At 57.2% G+C, this 14,701-nt stretch carries 10 protein-coding genes and 1 pseudogene; 6 read left to right on the top strand and 5 right to left on the bottom strand.

Translation table 11 applies throughout. The features are described from left to right. Window positions 1-132: 132 nt before the first annotated feature. Window positions 133-873, bottom strand: coding sequence for a TraX family protein (locus AC1MEA_RS09155; RefSeq protein ID WP_480917489.1), 741 nt, complete (start codon window positions 871-873; stop codon window positions 133-135). Window positions 874-978: 105 nt separating this feature from the next. On the opposite strand from AC1MEA_RS09155, the gene AC1MEA_RS09150 reads away from it, so the two are divergent. After that, the gene (locus tag AC1MEA_RS09150) at window positions 979-2,022 is read left to right on the top strand and encodes a threonine aldolase family protein (RefSeq protein ID WP_480917487.1); all 1,044 of its coding nucleotides are present in this window, start codon (window positions 979-981) and stop codon (window positions 2,020-2,022) included. Between the two features lie 188 nt (window positions 2,023-2,210). On the opposite strand, the gene AC1MEA_RS09145 is transcribed toward AC1MEA_RS09150, so the two are convergent. Both AC1MEA_RS09145 and AC1MEA_RS09140 read right to left on the bottom strand, forming a co-directional pair. Then, window positions 2,211-2,513, bottom strand: coding sequence for a cell division protein ZapA (locus tag AC1MEA_RS09145; RefSeq protein WP_219064042.1), 303 nt, complete (start codon window positions 2,511-2,513; stop codon window positions 2,211-2,213). Beyond that, a complete protein-coding gene (locus tag AC1MEA_RS09140) occupies window positions 2,510-2,743 on the bottom strand; it encodes a hypothetical protein (protein ID WP_219064041.1) in 234 nt (77 codons plus the stop codon). The genes AC1MEA_RS09145 and AC1MEA_RS09140 overlap by 4 nt, the downstream gene beginning before the upstream one ends. Before the next feature lie 318 nt (window positions 2,744-3,061). On the opposite strand from AC1MEA_RS09140, the pseudogene AC1MEA_RS09135 reads away from it, so the two are divergent. After that, window positions 3,062-3,784, top strand: a pseudogene (locus AC1MEA_RS09135) (MCP four helix bundle domain-containing protein); the annotation flags it as partial. A gap of 30 nt (window positions 3,785-3,814) precedes the next feature. Further along, the gene (locus AC1MEA_RS09130) at window positions 3,815-4,687 is read left to right on the top strand and encodes a methyl-accepting chemotaxis protein (RefSeq protein WP_480918119.1); all 873 of its coding nucleotides are present in this window, start codon (window positions 3,815-3,817) and stop codon (window positions 4,685-4,687) included. A gap of 71 nt (window positions 4,688-4,758) precedes the next feature. On the opposite strand, the gene gbcB is transcribed toward AC1MEA_RS09130, so the two are convergent. Next, the gene (gene gbcB / locus AC1MEA_RS09125) at window positions 4,759-5,859 is read right to left on the bottom strand and encodes a glycine-betaine demethylase subunit GbcB (RefSeq protein ID WP_219064040.1); all 1,101 of its coding nucleotides are present in this window, start codon (window positions 5,857-5,859) and stop codon (window positions 4,759-4,761) included. 338 nt (window positions 5,860-6,197) lie between these two features. Between gbcB and gbcA the strand changes: the two genes are divergently transcribed. After that, window positions 6,198-7,496: a glycine-betaine demethylase subunit GbcA gene (gbcA, locus tag AC1MEA_RS09120; protein WP_219064039.1), complete on the top strand. Its 1,299-nt coding sequence runs from the start codon at window positions 6,198-6,200 to the stop codon at window positions 7,494-7,496. Window positions 7,497-7,861: 365 nt separating this feature from the next. Here gbcA and AC1MEA_RS09115 read toward each other — a convergent pair whose 3' ends face one another. Next, the gene (locus tag AC1MEA_RS09115; RefSeq protein WP_480917486.1) at window positions 7,862-8,701 is read right to left on the bottom strand and encodes an RHS repeat-associated core domain-containing protein; all 840 of its coding nucleotides are present in this window, start codon (window positions 8,699-8,701) and stop codon (window positions 7,862-7,864) included. 960 nt (window positions 8,702-9,661) lie between these two features. On the opposite strand from AC1MEA_RS09115, the gene AC1MEA_RS09110 reads away from it, so the two are divergent. Both AC1MEA_RS09110 and AC1MEA_RS09105 read left to right on the top strand, forming a co-directional pair. After that, window positions 9,662-13,264 (top strand): DUF1592 domain-containing protein, encoded by a 3,603-nt coding sequence (locus AC1MEA_RS09110; protein ID WP_480917484.1) that lies wholly within the window; start codon window positions 9,662-9,664, stop codon window positions 13,262-13,264. Then, window positions 13,261-14,628, top strand: coding sequence for a DUF1552 domain-containing protein (locus AC1MEA_RS09105; protein ID WP_480917482.1), 1,368 nt, complete (start codon window positions 13,261-13,263; stop codon window positions 14,626-14,628). Before AC1MEA_RS09110 ends, AC1MEA_RS09105 begins: the two co-directional genes overlap by 4 nt. Window positions 14,629-14,701: the final 73 nt, after the last annotated feature.

Raw genomic sequence — 14,701 nt, 5'->3', positions numbered from 1 at the left:
CTGGGAAAGGTGCAGTGCTGGGCCCCTGTAGGAGCTGCCGAAGGCTGCGATCGACCGGGAACCGGTCGGCGGCGAATCACCGCAGAAGGTCGTACCGACCTTATCGCAGCCTTCGGCAGCTCCTACAGGGATCTATGCCAACACCACCCTCACCCCGACCAACAGCAAAAAATGCACGGGGTAAATCGCATACGCCCAGCGCCGCATTGGCCAGACCGCGACAGTCAACCGGGTCCGCAGCAGCGCCAATCCGACCAGCGGTGCGACCAGGCACACCGTTATCGCGAGGATCGACACACTGTCGCCCCACCGCGCGGCCGCGAACATCTCTGGCCAGGCGTTGCTCGCCAGACACACCAGCCCCGGCAGCAGCGCCCCGTACCATGGCCCGCGCAGCACCCACAAAAATGCCAGCGGCAGCGCGACGCCAAAAAAGCCGAACATCAGCTGCGCCTGAAAAACCGCCGCCACCAGCAACGCCACGCCCGCCAAACACAACGCCCAAGGCGTACGGTCGCGCCAACCCTGCGCCACCAACAACCCCAACCCCAGCGTCGGCAACACGTTCAAGGTGTCTGCGTGCGGCATGAACAACCGGTAAGGCAGCTCCGCCAGCCCGGCGAACACCAGCAGCCAGGCCAGATAGCGCCATTGAATGCCCTCAACCTGACCCGCCCCGCCACGCGCCAGATTGGCGGCGATTGCCAGGCAAAACCAAGGAAACGCAAAGCGCCCCGGCACATACAGAAAGTCCACCGGCCAGCCGACGTAACGCAGGTGATCGAGCACCATGCTGAGCATCGCCAGCCACTTGAGCAGGTCCAGCGCAGCGTCTCGCCCGGTGGTTATCGGATGCTTCTGCAACGACCTCATAAGGCTCCATGCACGTGATGAAAAAAGCGGGAAACAGAACAACGCATGACCCGCGCCAACAATCATGGTTAAAGTGCGAGCTTATTCGATCACAGGGAGTCGGCCATGACAGATAAAAGCCAGCAGTTTGCCAGCGACAACTATTCCGGGATCTGCCCCGAAGCCTGGGCCGCCATGGAACAGGCAAACCACGGCCATCAGCGCGCCTACGGTGACGATGAATGGACCGCTCGCGCCTCTGATCATTTCCGCAAATTGTTCGAAACTGACTGCGAAGTCTTTTTCGCCTTCAACGGTACCGCAGCCAACTCTCTGGCGCTGTCGTCGTTGTGCCAGAGCTACCACAGCGTTATCTGCTCGGAAACCGCCCACGTCGAAACCGATGAATGCGGCGCACCGGAGTTTTTCTCCAACGGCTCCAAGCTGCTGACCGCCCGCAGCGAAAACGGCAAGCTGACGCCTGAGTCGATTCGTGAAGTTGCGCTAAAACGTCAGGACATTCACTACCCAAAACCTCGGGTCGTGACCCTGACTCAGGCGACGGAAGTCGGCAGTGTCTATCAGCCCGAAGAGCTCAAGGCTATCAGCGCCACGTGCAAGGAGCTGGGCCTCAATCTGCACATGGACGGCGCGCGTTTCGCCAATGCCTGCGCCTACCTCAGTTGCTCCCCGGCAGAGCTGACCTGGAAAGCCGGGGTTGACGTGCTGTGCTTCGGCGGCACTAAAAACGGCATGGCCGTTGGCGAGGCGATTTTGTTCTTCAACCATAAACTGGCTGAAGACTTCGACTACCGCTGTAAACAGGCCGGGCAACTGGCCTCGAAGATGCGCTTTCTCTCTGCGCCGTGGGTCGGGCTGCTGGAGAACGATGCCTGGCTCAAACACGCACGCCACGCCAACCACTGCGCGCAATTGCTCAGCGAACTGGTAAAGGACATTCCCGGCGTAGAGCTGATGTTCCCGGTGCAGGCCAACGGCGTGTTCCTGCAACTGTCGGAACTGGCGATCAAGGCGTTGACCCATAAAGGCTGGCGCTTCTATACCTTTATCGGCAACGGCGGCGCGCGATTCATGTGCTCGTGGGACACCGAAGAAGACCGCGTGCGCGAGTTGGCAGCGGATATCCGGAGTGTGATGCTGGCGGGATAAAGCCGGTCTTCTGGATGGGATACTGCGCTGTCGCGTAGCAAATACGGCAATTGAAGGAGCGCGCTTGCCCGCGACCGCTTCGGAGTCGCGCTCGACCACAGCAGTCGCAAAGTTTGGGACCGCTTCGCGGTCCATCGCGGGCAAGCGCGCTCCTACAAAATAATCGTCTTTGTAGTTGTCAGCTCAATTCAACCCTGAGCCAGGGTCTTGGAGATCACTTCAACCGTGGCGCTGACCTGCTCTTGATAACGGTTGAGGTCCATCTTGTGCTGGCGTTTGAGTTCTACCTGCTGCGAACAGAGGTTCAACGCCGCCAATACCAGCAATTTGTCGCCGATCAGGCTTGGGTATTTCTTTTTGGTGTCAGCCAGGGCGGCCTTGAGCATGACCGCCGCGTCCAGCAAGGCCTGCTCTTCCCCTAGGGGTGCCTTGATTGAATAGTCGTTACCCAGAATCGAGACGACTTTCACCGCATGACTATCGCTACTCATGCGCTGACAGGGTTGACGCTAGTGGCACGCTGAACCAGTGCCTGAATACGGGCAGCAGTAGCGCCCTGTTTTTCTTCCTGCTCCAGCAGACTCAATTGCAGGCTGTCGTTGTCATCCTTGACCTGGACCAGCTCGGCACTCAATTGCGCGTTTGCGGCGTGAAGGGTCTGATTCTGCTGCACAAGATCACCGACCAGTTGTTCCAATTGACTCAGGGATGCTTCCAACATTTTGATTTCTCAAGCAAATTTCAAAGGGCGCACACGATAAAGAAAAGTCACTGCACACGCTAGGCTTATCAAGGCGTTCACGCCTTAGATTCCTCGCCTATCCGCTTCTTTTCAAGAGTTGCCGATGTAAACGCATAGGAATGTTACTGACTGCATTTTCCTTGTGGGGTTCCTGCTGCTCGTCGGACCGACCCGTCTGCGATAAATACGGGCAAGTTCGCCAGCAATGCTCAAGACTTTAGCCCTATGTCCGATAGGTGATGCAAGCCACACTTTTTGCATCACCCCGCATGGAACGCGCCCTCTTCGGAATCCCCTATGTCCCTTCGCAATATGAACATCGCTCCCCGCGCATTTCTCGGGTTTGCCCTGATTGGCAGCCTGATGCTAATCCTCGGCATCTTCGCGCTGACGCAGATGAGCAAGATCCGTGCGGCTGGCATGGAGATCGAGCAGAACAGCTTGCCCAGCATCAAGACCGTGGATGAGTTCACCCAACTGACACTGCGTCTGCGCGTCCTCTCTTACCGCTTGCTGATCAATCGCGAGCCTGACGTCCAACAGAAAACCATCGAGTTGTTTCAGCTAAGAAACGAGCAGATTCGCGCTGCACAAAATATCTACGAGAAGCTGATCGCTGGCTCGGAGGAGCGTTCAGCGTATGACCAATACGTGCAGAAGCTCGCCGAATACCGCCAGCTTGAAGAGAAAATCAAGACGCTGTCGCGCAACAACCAGATTGATGAGCTGCGTTCAATACTCAACGCAGACCTGCTGGCCAACTCGGAACAAATGAATGTCGTGCTGAGCAAGCTGGTCGATATCAATACCCGTCAGCTAAGCGAAAGCAATAAAGAGGCGAGCGACCAGTACAGCATGGCATTCGATCTTCTGATCGGGATCCTGATTGTCTCCACCCTACTCACCATCCTCTTCGCCTGGCTCCTGACCAGCAGCATCACCCTGCCTATCGCCCAAGCTCTGGCTGCCGCCGAAGACATCGCCGAGGGTAACCTGACACGCCCGATCAAGGTCGATGGCAGTGACGAAGCCGGCCGCTTGCTGGCGGCCATGAAAAAAATGCAGGAAAAACTGCGCGACACCCTGCAACGAATTTCCGGCTCGGCCACTCAGCTCGCATCGGCGGCCGAAGAGCTGAACACCGTCACCGACGAAAGCGCGCGCGGGCTCTCGCAACAGAACAAGGAAATCGAGCAGGCCGCGACGGCCGTCAATCAAATGACCAGCGCCGTGGAAGAAGTCGCGCGCAATGCCGTGAGCACGTCCGATGCCTCGAAAAACGCGACCACCTCAGCGGGCGATGGCCGGGAACTGGTGATGGAAACGGTCGGCGCTATCGAGCGGATGAGCGGTGACGTGCAAAGCACCGCCGAACTGATTGGCAATCTGGCCAACGAGTCGCGGGATATCGGCAAGGTGCTGGACGTGATTCGCGGTCTGGCGGATCAGACCAACTTGCTGGCCCTCAACGCGGCCATTGAAGCGGCACGTGCCGGTGAAGCAGGTCGCGGGTTCGCGGTGGTTGCCGACGAAGTTCGCGCTCTAGCGCATCGCACCCAACAGTCGACCAGCGAAATCGAGCGGATGGTCGGCAGCATTCAGGGTGGCACCGAACAGGCAGTCAACTCGATGCGCAACAGCACCGAGCGGGCTGAATCGACGCTGAACATCGCCAAAGGCGCGGGCATGGCGCTGGACACCATCAATCAGGCCATCGTGCAGATCAACGAGCGCAATCTGGTGATCGCCAGCGCCGCAGAGGAGCAGGCCCAAGTCGCCCGCGAAGTGGACCGTAACCTGGTGAACATCCGCGAGCTGTCGGTGCAATCGGCGACGGGTGCCAATCAGACCAGCGCCGCCAGCAACGAATTGTCTCGGCTGGCGGTCGACCTCAACAGCATGGTTGCGCGGTTTAGTCTGTAACCGCTACTCCATCCTCTGCAGGCGTCAGCTTGTTGGCGAATGGACTGATGCGGTGTGCCTGACACACCGCATCAGTAATCGATCCGCACATCACCTTTAGGCACGCTGCAGCACGACAGGATGTAACCCTCGGCCACGTCTTCATCGGTGATGCCGCCGTTGTGCTCCATCTCCACTTCCCCGCCCAGCTTCAACACCTTGCAGGTCCCGCAGATGCCCATGCCGCAGGCTTTGGGGATCATCAGGCCAAGCTTGGCGGCGGCGGCGTGTACGGTTTCGCCCGGGCCGACGCGGATGCTCTTGCCGGTCGAAATAAACTCCACTTGATGCAGGTCCGCCAGATCGATCTCTGGGGCGTCGGCCGCTTGCTCGGCTTGTTCCACCGCATCGGCGCGGGCTTCAGGCGGCGTCGCGCCGAACGACTCTTCATGGTACTGATCCATGTTGAAACCATTCGCTTCGAGCAGACGCTTGATGGCGTTCATGTACGGCGTCGGTCCGCAGCAGAACACTTCTCGTTCAAGGAAATCCGGCACCATCAATTCGAGCATTTTCTGGTTCAAGTAACCGCGATAACCGGCCCATGGTTCGCCGAGGCCATGCTTTTCGCACACCAGGTGCAGGCTGAAGTTGTCGATCCGCGACGCCATGTGCTCCAGCTCGCGGTGGTAAATGATGTCTTTGGGCGAGCGGGCGCTGTGGACAAAAACCATGTCGACATTGGCGTTGGTGTCGTAGAACCAGCGCGCCATGGACATGACTGGCGTGATCCCGACACCGCCGCTGAGGTAGAGAATTTTCGGGTTGGGGAAATCGATGGCGTTGAACAAACCCACCGGCCCGTGCACCGCCAGCTCCTGGCCTTCATGCAGAGTGTCGTGCAGCCAGTTCGAGACCTTGCCGCCGGGCACACGTTTGATGGTGATGGAGAAGCTGTACGGCACGGAGGGCGAGCTGGAGATGGTGTACGAGCGCATCACTGGCACGCCGTCGATTTCCAGCTCCAGGGTGACGAACTGACCCGGTTTGAAAAAGAACAGAATCGGCTGGTCGGCCATGAAACAGAAGGTGCGCACGTCCCAGGTTTCCTGGATCACCTTGACGACACGCACCAGGTGGCGGCCATTGGCCCAGGTCTGGGTATTTACCGGGCTGAGGAAACTGTTAGACATGCTCATCTCCACGGCCGACTGTCGGCCTTATGTTGAGGATTCTGCGTAAGGCGCAGGTTGCCCACTTACCTATCTGCGACATTGACGTACTTATCGCGACCAGGCCCTAACGACCGGGGTTCACGCGTCGGAAACGGATTCGGCCATGTCGCCCATGGATAAGGTTCGGTCAGCGCCGGACCCCACACTCGGCTCCAAGTATCCATGCCCGCCTTGCAATGAAAAACGCAACCATGAGCATGGACGGGAAAAGAACCGTCGCCTTGCGTGCAACTGACCTAAAGAACCGTATTAGCCACATTCGCCGACCGTTGAAACCGGTCATGAGGACTTGAAAGATGGACGTCACCGCAACCTTGAGCTTGGGCGATCCGCTGGAACCTGCACGTAAGGCCACCGCCGAAATGCTGCAGAACCGCGAACGCACGTTTTCGCTGCCGCAGCCTTTCTACAGTGACGAGCGGCTGTTTGAAATCGACATGCAGGAAATCTTTCAAAAAGAGTGGCTGATCGCGGGCATGACCTGCGAGATCCCGACCAAGGGCAATTACCTGACCCTGCAAATCGGCAAGAACCCAATCATCGTCCTTCGGGGTCCTGACGGTCAGATCAACGCGTTCCACAACGTCTGCCGTCATCGTGGCTCGCGTCTGTGCACCGGGGAAAAAGGCAAGGTCGCCAAGCTGGTGTGCCCGTACCACCAGTGGACCTACGAACTGGACGGTCGCCTGTTATTCGCAGGCAGCGAGATGGGCGCCGACTTCGATATGAAGCAATACGGCCTCAAGCCTGTGAACGTTAAAACAGCAGGGGGCTACATCTTCATCAGCCTGGCGGAAAACCCACCGGCCATTGATGAGTTCCTGGCGACGCTCACTCACTACATGGAACCGTACGACATGGAGAACACCAAGGTGGCGGTGCAAACCACCTTGATGGAAAAAGCCAACTGGAAACTGGTGCTGGAAAACAACCGCGAGTGCTACCACTGCAACGCATCGCACCCGGAACTGCTGAAAACCCTGCTGGAGTGGGACGACGTCACCGACCCGCGTGCCGACCAGGCCTTCAAGGATCACGTGGCCGCGTCTGCCGCTGCCTGGGAAGCAGAGAAGATTCCTTACGCCCACGCCAGCTTTGGCCTGCGTAACCGCATCGTGCGCATGCCGCTGCTCAAAGGCACGGTGTCGATGACCATGGATGGCAAGCAAGGCAGCAAGAAACTCATGGGGCGGATCAAAAACCCGGACCTGGGTTCGATGCGCATCCTGCACTTGCCGCACTCGTGGAACCACTGCATGGGCGATCACATCATCGTCTTCACCGTGTGGCCGATCAGCGCACAGGAAACCATGGTCACCACCAAGTGGCTGGTGCACAAGGATGCGGTTGAAGGTGTCGATTACGACCCGGCGAACATGCGCAAGGTGTGGGACGCTACCAACGATCAGGACCGTCGTCTGGCAGAAGAAAACCAGCGCGGGATCAACTCCACGGCTTATCAGCCAGGCCCGTACTCCAAGACGTACGAGTTCGGCGTGGTCAACTTCATCGACTGGTACAGCGAACGCCTGCTGAGCAACCTCGGCGCAGAGCCGGCAGCGTACCTGAAGGGTGTGCCGGTCAGTCACGAGTAAAGAGATGGCGCGGTGTGTCCGTCACACTGCGCCGTCAATCAGTCCGCACCTACAAATGATTAATTTTTAACCAGTACCCGCCAACACCAACCCCGCCGCCCCTCCCAGCCTTCCACAAACAACTTATCCACAGACCCACCCACAGCAATTGTGGGCAAGTCGAATTTTGCCTGTGGAAAACCCCAAGAAAAACCGTGACTTATCGGGAAGTACAGTTGCACGACGTTATTGGTTGTTTTTTGATCATGTCGCGAAAAGCCACGTCGATCGTGGCCTAGAGAGGACTGTAAACATGTTATCCACAAGTGGGTTAACAGAGACCGTGGATAAATCGCTTAACAGTCGATCAACAGCGGATTAACTCACTATCCCTTGCGAATACTATTGGCGCTAACCTCCGCTGGATTTCCACTCGTGACCGGGGGAGTACTAACTCTATTATTGCTGAGGTTTTTGCCCCGATCCACTATCACTTCACGCAGACTCTCAGTTGTCGGTGCCCTTCTTATTCTTACTATCCGCTGGACAAACCTTCTCACGAGAGAGCTATGCCTCACAAAGGTGAAAGCACTGTGCATCGCTCTAACACCATTACCCGCACTCACCAGCGTAGCGCCCGCACTCGAGACAACAGCTCCGACTGAATAACCCGCAGCTTGCATCGTTGCACCCGCAGCGAGACCCGCATACCCGGCATTAGACGAGAATGCTGCGTAACCCAGAACCCCGGTCGGGCGCGAACGAAAAAGAGCCCCAGCGATGGTGTTTAAACGCCCCGCCATGGTTTCAAACGCCCTGATCAAACGGCTAATTTCCGTAAAGTATTGTCCTGTCGGGTCTTCGAAGTTAATCGGGTCCCCCGCGCAATAGGCATAAGCATTCAATCCGCCCTTACCAAACGGACTCAACCGATCCGCACTGTGAAACCGCATCAGCACCGGGTTATAAACCCGATGACCATTGCCCAGGTGATACCACCCGAATGGGTGCTCTCTGAGTTGGCCATTAAAGCCCAGATGCGTGCCCGCTGTACTCGGGTTGCTTTGCGAGCCATAGGCGGTCCAGGCAAGAGAATTCAGACCGCTACCGTCCAGCTCGGCGAGGATGGTCCGCTGCAGATCGGTAGCCAGTAACAGGGTTCGCGGAAGCGAGATACCTGCCGCTCGCGAGCGGACAGGAAGAGGGGGGTTACCGGCGGCGCGCATAAATAAGGTGTCCTCACACTGATCCGAGGGCCCCGTAATACATTGCCACTGAGGGGCTCAATCCATGTTCGCCAGCCTAACAAGCTGGCCCTTAAAACAACACTAGCAGTTCTGCTAGGGTCGCCTCAGGCCTGGCGAACACCTTATCCACAGGAGCGCTGACAGGGATTGTGGGCAAGTTATCCCGGAAAAATGGCGTTTAGAAACAGCGTTAACAATCCTTCACTGCCGTCGCTGTCAAGGCCAAAACCCTAGTAGAACTGCTAGTTACGGGGGGTGTTGAAGGTTTGTTAGGGTGTCTGAACGAACGAATCAGCACGTCATTTTGCTGTTCGCGTCAGAGCCGATGCACAGGAGTTGTTCACTACGCCAGGGAGCACCGCAATCATGCCCTTACCTCCGCTAGTTCGTCTGTTGCCTTATATAGTTTTCGTGATACTCATTGCGACGCTGTATTACATTTTCCCGTCTTTTGCTTATGCAAACAGCCCTGCGCCCGGCACGACCTACTCCCGTACCGTTAACACCCCAGTCCGAGGAAAAGCGGTCTGTACTTCACCTCAGTACGCAGCAAGTACGCCTTATACCGCAGACTTCATCGTGCAAAACAAGGGGTGGGAGTACAAGTGCAAAAACGACGCCGAGGGCGGTGTAGGCAGTTGGCAGTGGTGCTCACAGGCACCGTATGAACCAGGCTTATCCACACACACATGGAAAGATGCCTGGGTCGAATTGAGTGAGTGCGGCGCCACCGCGCCACACGGTAATAGCTTAAAACTGACCTTCGACACCCTTACGAAAATTTTGCCCTCCCGACAACTCACCAAAGGCGTCGGGAATTCCGACCAGAAAGTTGTAACCGGCACCTTGCGCTGTAAAGACGAATCGCTGCCGATCAGTGGCAACTCGGGGGTCGCCCTTGAGATCACCGGCCTTAAACGGTGTGACTATCAATTAGTCATGGACACTTCCGAAGGTTATGCCCCTCTGAACACACCGAAGATCATCAAGTTTTCAGAAGAGGACGGGCAGCACCAGAACATCAACGTCGTCTACCGTCGGCCTGTTGACGTGGGTCAGTTAAGCACCCTGCCGGGTTACAACGTTGAGTTGTTTGCCCAAGGCATGATTCAGCCCAGACAGATGGCAATGGGCAAAAACGTACTGTATGTCGGGTCCAGCGCCATTCCTTCCTATATTTATGACGGAGGCACCGCCGATTTCATTTATGCCCTACCCCTGGATGCCGCAGGCAAGCCCACAGGTCTTTATGTGGTCGCCTCGGGGCTTGAAGAACCGCATGGTGTCGCTTACCGCGATGGCGACCTGTTTTACTCGACAACCGGCGGGCTTTATCGCATCAGAAACGTCGACACGACCTTTAAGGACGCCAAGCCCGAGCTGGTCTTGAATTTCCCTGCCGATGACATTGCTTTCCCGCTACCGTCGACAGCAACCGGGTCCAGGACACGCTTCTGGCACCAAAAACACCCCCTGCACTTCAACCCTGTTACGCCCACCGACAGAGGCCTCTACACGGCTGTCGGTATCCCCTGCAACGTGTGCATGATTCCTGCGGAAAAGCGCTATGGCACCGTGTTGCGGTATGACATCGACACCGGTGAGTCGACCATCATGGCCAGCGGTGTACGCAACTCAGTGGGCTTCGACTGGAACCCCGTCTCTAAAGAAATCTGGTTCAGTGATAACAATCGGCAAAACATCGTTAATTCTGACGAACTCAATCGCGTGTCCGCCCCCAACGAACGCTTCGGCGTGCCGTACATCTTTGGCAAAAACACCTTGGGGTTTACTCAGCAGGAATTTGATAACCCGAGCGAGCATTTCAATCCGCCCCTGATCGCCGGCGCAATAGTATCTGACCTCGCCCCGGCACAAATCGACTCGAAGAACTACCAAGCTGCCGCGTTCGAATTCGGCATGAGCATGGCGCCTCTTGGCGTCAAGTACTGGGACCCGGTCCCACCTAAAGACGGCACGCAACAACTGCTGATCGCTACTCACGGCACCGGCACGGTGGCTGTTCCAGGCATGGACGTGCGGCGGATGGGGATCAAGGCCGGAAAAGTCGTTTACCAAATCCCCTTGATCAACGGCTGGGTCAAGACCCCTGAAAAATTCGATGTGTACTGTTTGACTGACGACTGCATTGGGCGGCCGACGGACTTTCTATTATTACCTGATAACAGCCTGTTGATTTCGGACGACGTGGCGGGCGTCATTTATCGCGTCACTTACGACGCCAGCAGCCTGAAAAAAACCAACCTGGTCTTTCACTCTGGCACCCCACCTCCAGCGGCGCTGGCAGACGAGATGATCAGTGGCTACCTGATTGACGCCAGCGGTAACTCCCGATTGTTTAATGTCGGCTGGGGCTCAGCGCTCATGACACTTGAGGGCCTGGACTATGGCAGCTATGAAGTTCATCTGAACGATGTCAAACACTGGGTACCTTCCCACCGAAACGCCACTTATGTGCTCTCTGAGAAGGCACCGAATCAAGTGGTCGACATGAGTTATAAAGAACGGGATGAAAGCGTGACGGCCCACGTCACCTTCATCGCCCCGGCAAAACCGGTCTCTGTCAGCGCCGCAAATTGGGCTGTCGAGTTAGTTGACGCAAGCACCACCGCTTCTCGGGTCATTCAAGTTCCGTGGGGTGACCGCGTCACCGAAACGCTGAAGTATGGTCAGTATCAGGCCCGATACCCTTACTTCACTCAGGTGCTACCAGAGCCCACCCTCGGTGCCATCGACATCAACGAGAGCAGCACCGACTTCGACATGGCCCCCGTGACCTATCGGTCAGTAGAGAATCTGGGCAGTACCGTCATCGCGGAAAAATGCAGCAAGTGCCATAGCACTGACTATTTTCAGAATGCGAGCATGGCCCATAGCTGGAGCAATGCCACCCACGACAATTTTGTTCAGTGGATCAGAGGCATGAAAATCACCGGGCATTGCGATCAGCGTTGTGGCGAACAGGTGGCCGATCATTTGCTCAATACCGTTTGGGCTCCGTATCTCAACCCGGCTGAGTCGGTCGGCACCCGGCAACTGCGATTGCTGACGCGTTCGGAATACGTCAACACGATCAAAGACATCTTCACGCTGGACATCAACCCAGGAAAGTTACCTGCGGATAAATCCGACAGCACATTCAAATACCCAGGTGAAGCCGACCTCGGGATTGTCGAAGCCGAAGACGCCAAGCTTTTCTACGACATGGCCATTTCTATCGCCAACCAGGCGCCTCCTCAACGGCTGGAACCCTTCAAGAAAGCCAACGCGAAAACTGCAGTCATGACGCTGGGCCACCAACTGTTCCGTCGTCCGCTGACGGTGCCTGAAACCGAGCGTTATACCCAACTGCTGAATGACCAAGGTACGCAGGGACTCATCACCGGCATGCTGCTCTCGCCCTACTACCTCTACCGCTCGGAACTGGGCATTGAAGTGGAGGGCGAACCTGGTGTTTACCGACTGACAGCCAACGAACTCGCCACAGCGCTTTCCTATGCATTTCTAGGCACGACGCCCAGTGATGCGCTAATGACCAAAGCCGAGGCAGGACGACTGAATACGCCAGAACAGATCGGCGCTGAAGTCGACGCCATGATGCTGACGTCTCGAGGGCTTGAGCAATTCAATCGTTTCATCGAGTACTACACCAAAACTGCTCGCGAGCTGCAGGAGAAACCGGGGCTGACCCTGGCCCTCATTGAGGACATGAGGAAAGAGCAGCGCTTGTTTGTCGAGTACGTGATCAAGGAAGGGAACGGCACGCTGGACCAGTTGTTCAACCCGGGGTTCACGTTTCTCAATCAGCCACTCGCCGAGCATTACGGCATTACCGGGGTTAGCGGCGCGGACATGATCAAAGTGTCGGTCGATGCCAAACGCGGCGGCCTATTGCATCAAGGCGTGACCCAGGTTGCCACCTCTGACTATGCCGCGACGTCACTGGTCAAGCGCGGAATAATGGTTCGCGAGCAGATGTTCTGTAAGGAGTTCGGCGCACCGGTCGAGGCTGATCCGAGCGAGCCTGCCTTTCCTGACAGGGCCATTACCACCCGCGAACGTTGGGACCTGGTCAACGGCGAACATGCCTCCAACGGCAACTGCTGGAAATGTCACCAGTACATGAACGACACCGGTGGCTCCATGGAAAACTACGACGCTTCCGGCCGTTATCGCCAACAGGAGAATGCCTACAACTACACCGTGTTCCCGCAGGTGCTGCCGATCTATGCAGGTGGTCCGTTCATCGATAACACCGGCTCACACACACTGGCGGACGTGAATGACGTGCGGGATATCGCTGCATTGATTCCGCATAACCCGGACGCCCAGCGGTGTATGGCCGACAGTTATTTCCGCTTTACCTTTGGCAGCCAGGCCCAGGCACACACCGCCGGCATCATCAATGCGCTGAGCAAAGGGCTCGCGGCGACAGGCTCCCTGCGCGACATGATGCGCACCGTCGCGACATCGCACGCCTTCCTCTACAAGCAGTCCCCGGACGCAAGGAAACAGCCATGAACGTACTCACAAGTCGTCGCCGTTTTTTGATGGGGTTGGCCGCCGCAGGTGTCGTGCTGCCCCTGAGCAGCAGCGGCCTGGTGCGCATGGCACTGGCGGGCGAAAAGCAGCAAGCGAAATTGAAAGTCGTATTCTTCGTGGTCCCCGACGGCCTGGCGGTCGACTCCATTAACGGTTATGGCTTCGGAGACGGAAAAGGCCTTTGGCACCCGACGGTGACGGGCAGCGTCACTGACACCCCCGACTTTCAACTGGGGGACGTCAGTCAGCAACTGGCGGCCTATCGCGACCAGTCTCTGTACATTCGGGGGACGATGAGTGGGGTGGGAAACGCAGGCCACAACGGGTGGATGAATATCCTGCGTGACAAGGGTCAGAGCATGAGCTCTATCGATGTCTTGCTGGGGGATCATATGACGGGCACGTCACAGCGAGCGGTGTTTGCTGGTCCTCATGCAGGAACCGATGGCACCCCGTGGTACGTCTCCTGGAAAGACGCCAGTATCAGAACACCCCAACAAGACCCGGTGCTGCTTTATGAATCGTTGTTTGGTGTTACCAGCAGCGCGGTGCGCGAGCAACAAGTACGCAGCAAGCATGCCTTCGACCCGATCCTGACCGATATTCAGGAAGTCAAAGGGCTATTGGCGGGCGCCCAACGACAAAAACTCGACACGCACCTGGACTCAGTCGAACAGGTCATCGCCGATCTGGATGACTCATTGCCTCCCATTTCTGAATGCCAGACGCTGAGCCTGGAAAACCACCCCATCACGTCGGCGACGTTTCGCAATGAAGTGCAACACGCGCACAGCCAGGTGGTTGCAACGGCCCTGAGCTGCGGCATCACGCGCGTTGCAACCATTCAGGTGGGGAGATCCGCTGAATCCCTGAATATCCTGGACGTCAGCAGCACGAAAAACCCACACGATTGTGCGCACCGGTATGCAGGTGAGGAAGCATGGCGTGGGTCACGCCAGTGGTACGCGAAAAAGGCCAAGGAGTTCATGGACGAACTGGCTAAATTTTCCGACCCCGACGTGCCCACTGACAGCCTGCTGAAACACACGCTGGTCGTGGTGACCAGCGAGATGGCCGACGGTGCTCCCGAGCACACGATTGACATGCCATTGCTGCTGATGGGCGGAGCCAGTGGTTTGTTGAACACCGGCACAACCGGAAAGGGCCGTTATTTGAACGTCACCTCCCAGTTCGATGAAAGCCACCACTCAGGAAACCCGGTCATCGGCCAAAAGCTCGTGGGCATGCAGCGCATCTGGGCAACCATCGCCGCTGCCGCCGGAACCACCGTGCCCTACGGCGGCAACGTCAGCCCGGTCACCGGAATATTCACCAACGTCTGAGGGGGGTCTGCGCGTTACCGGACCTACCTCAGCACCCGTTTGGACAATCCTTACCTGTTGGGGTCCTTGGCTG

It is taken from the genome of Pseudomonas sp. ASL8 (assembly GCF_056680355.1).
Note: the sequence above shows the minus strand (reverse complement) of the source record. Positions and strands in the feature narration are given on the sequence as shown.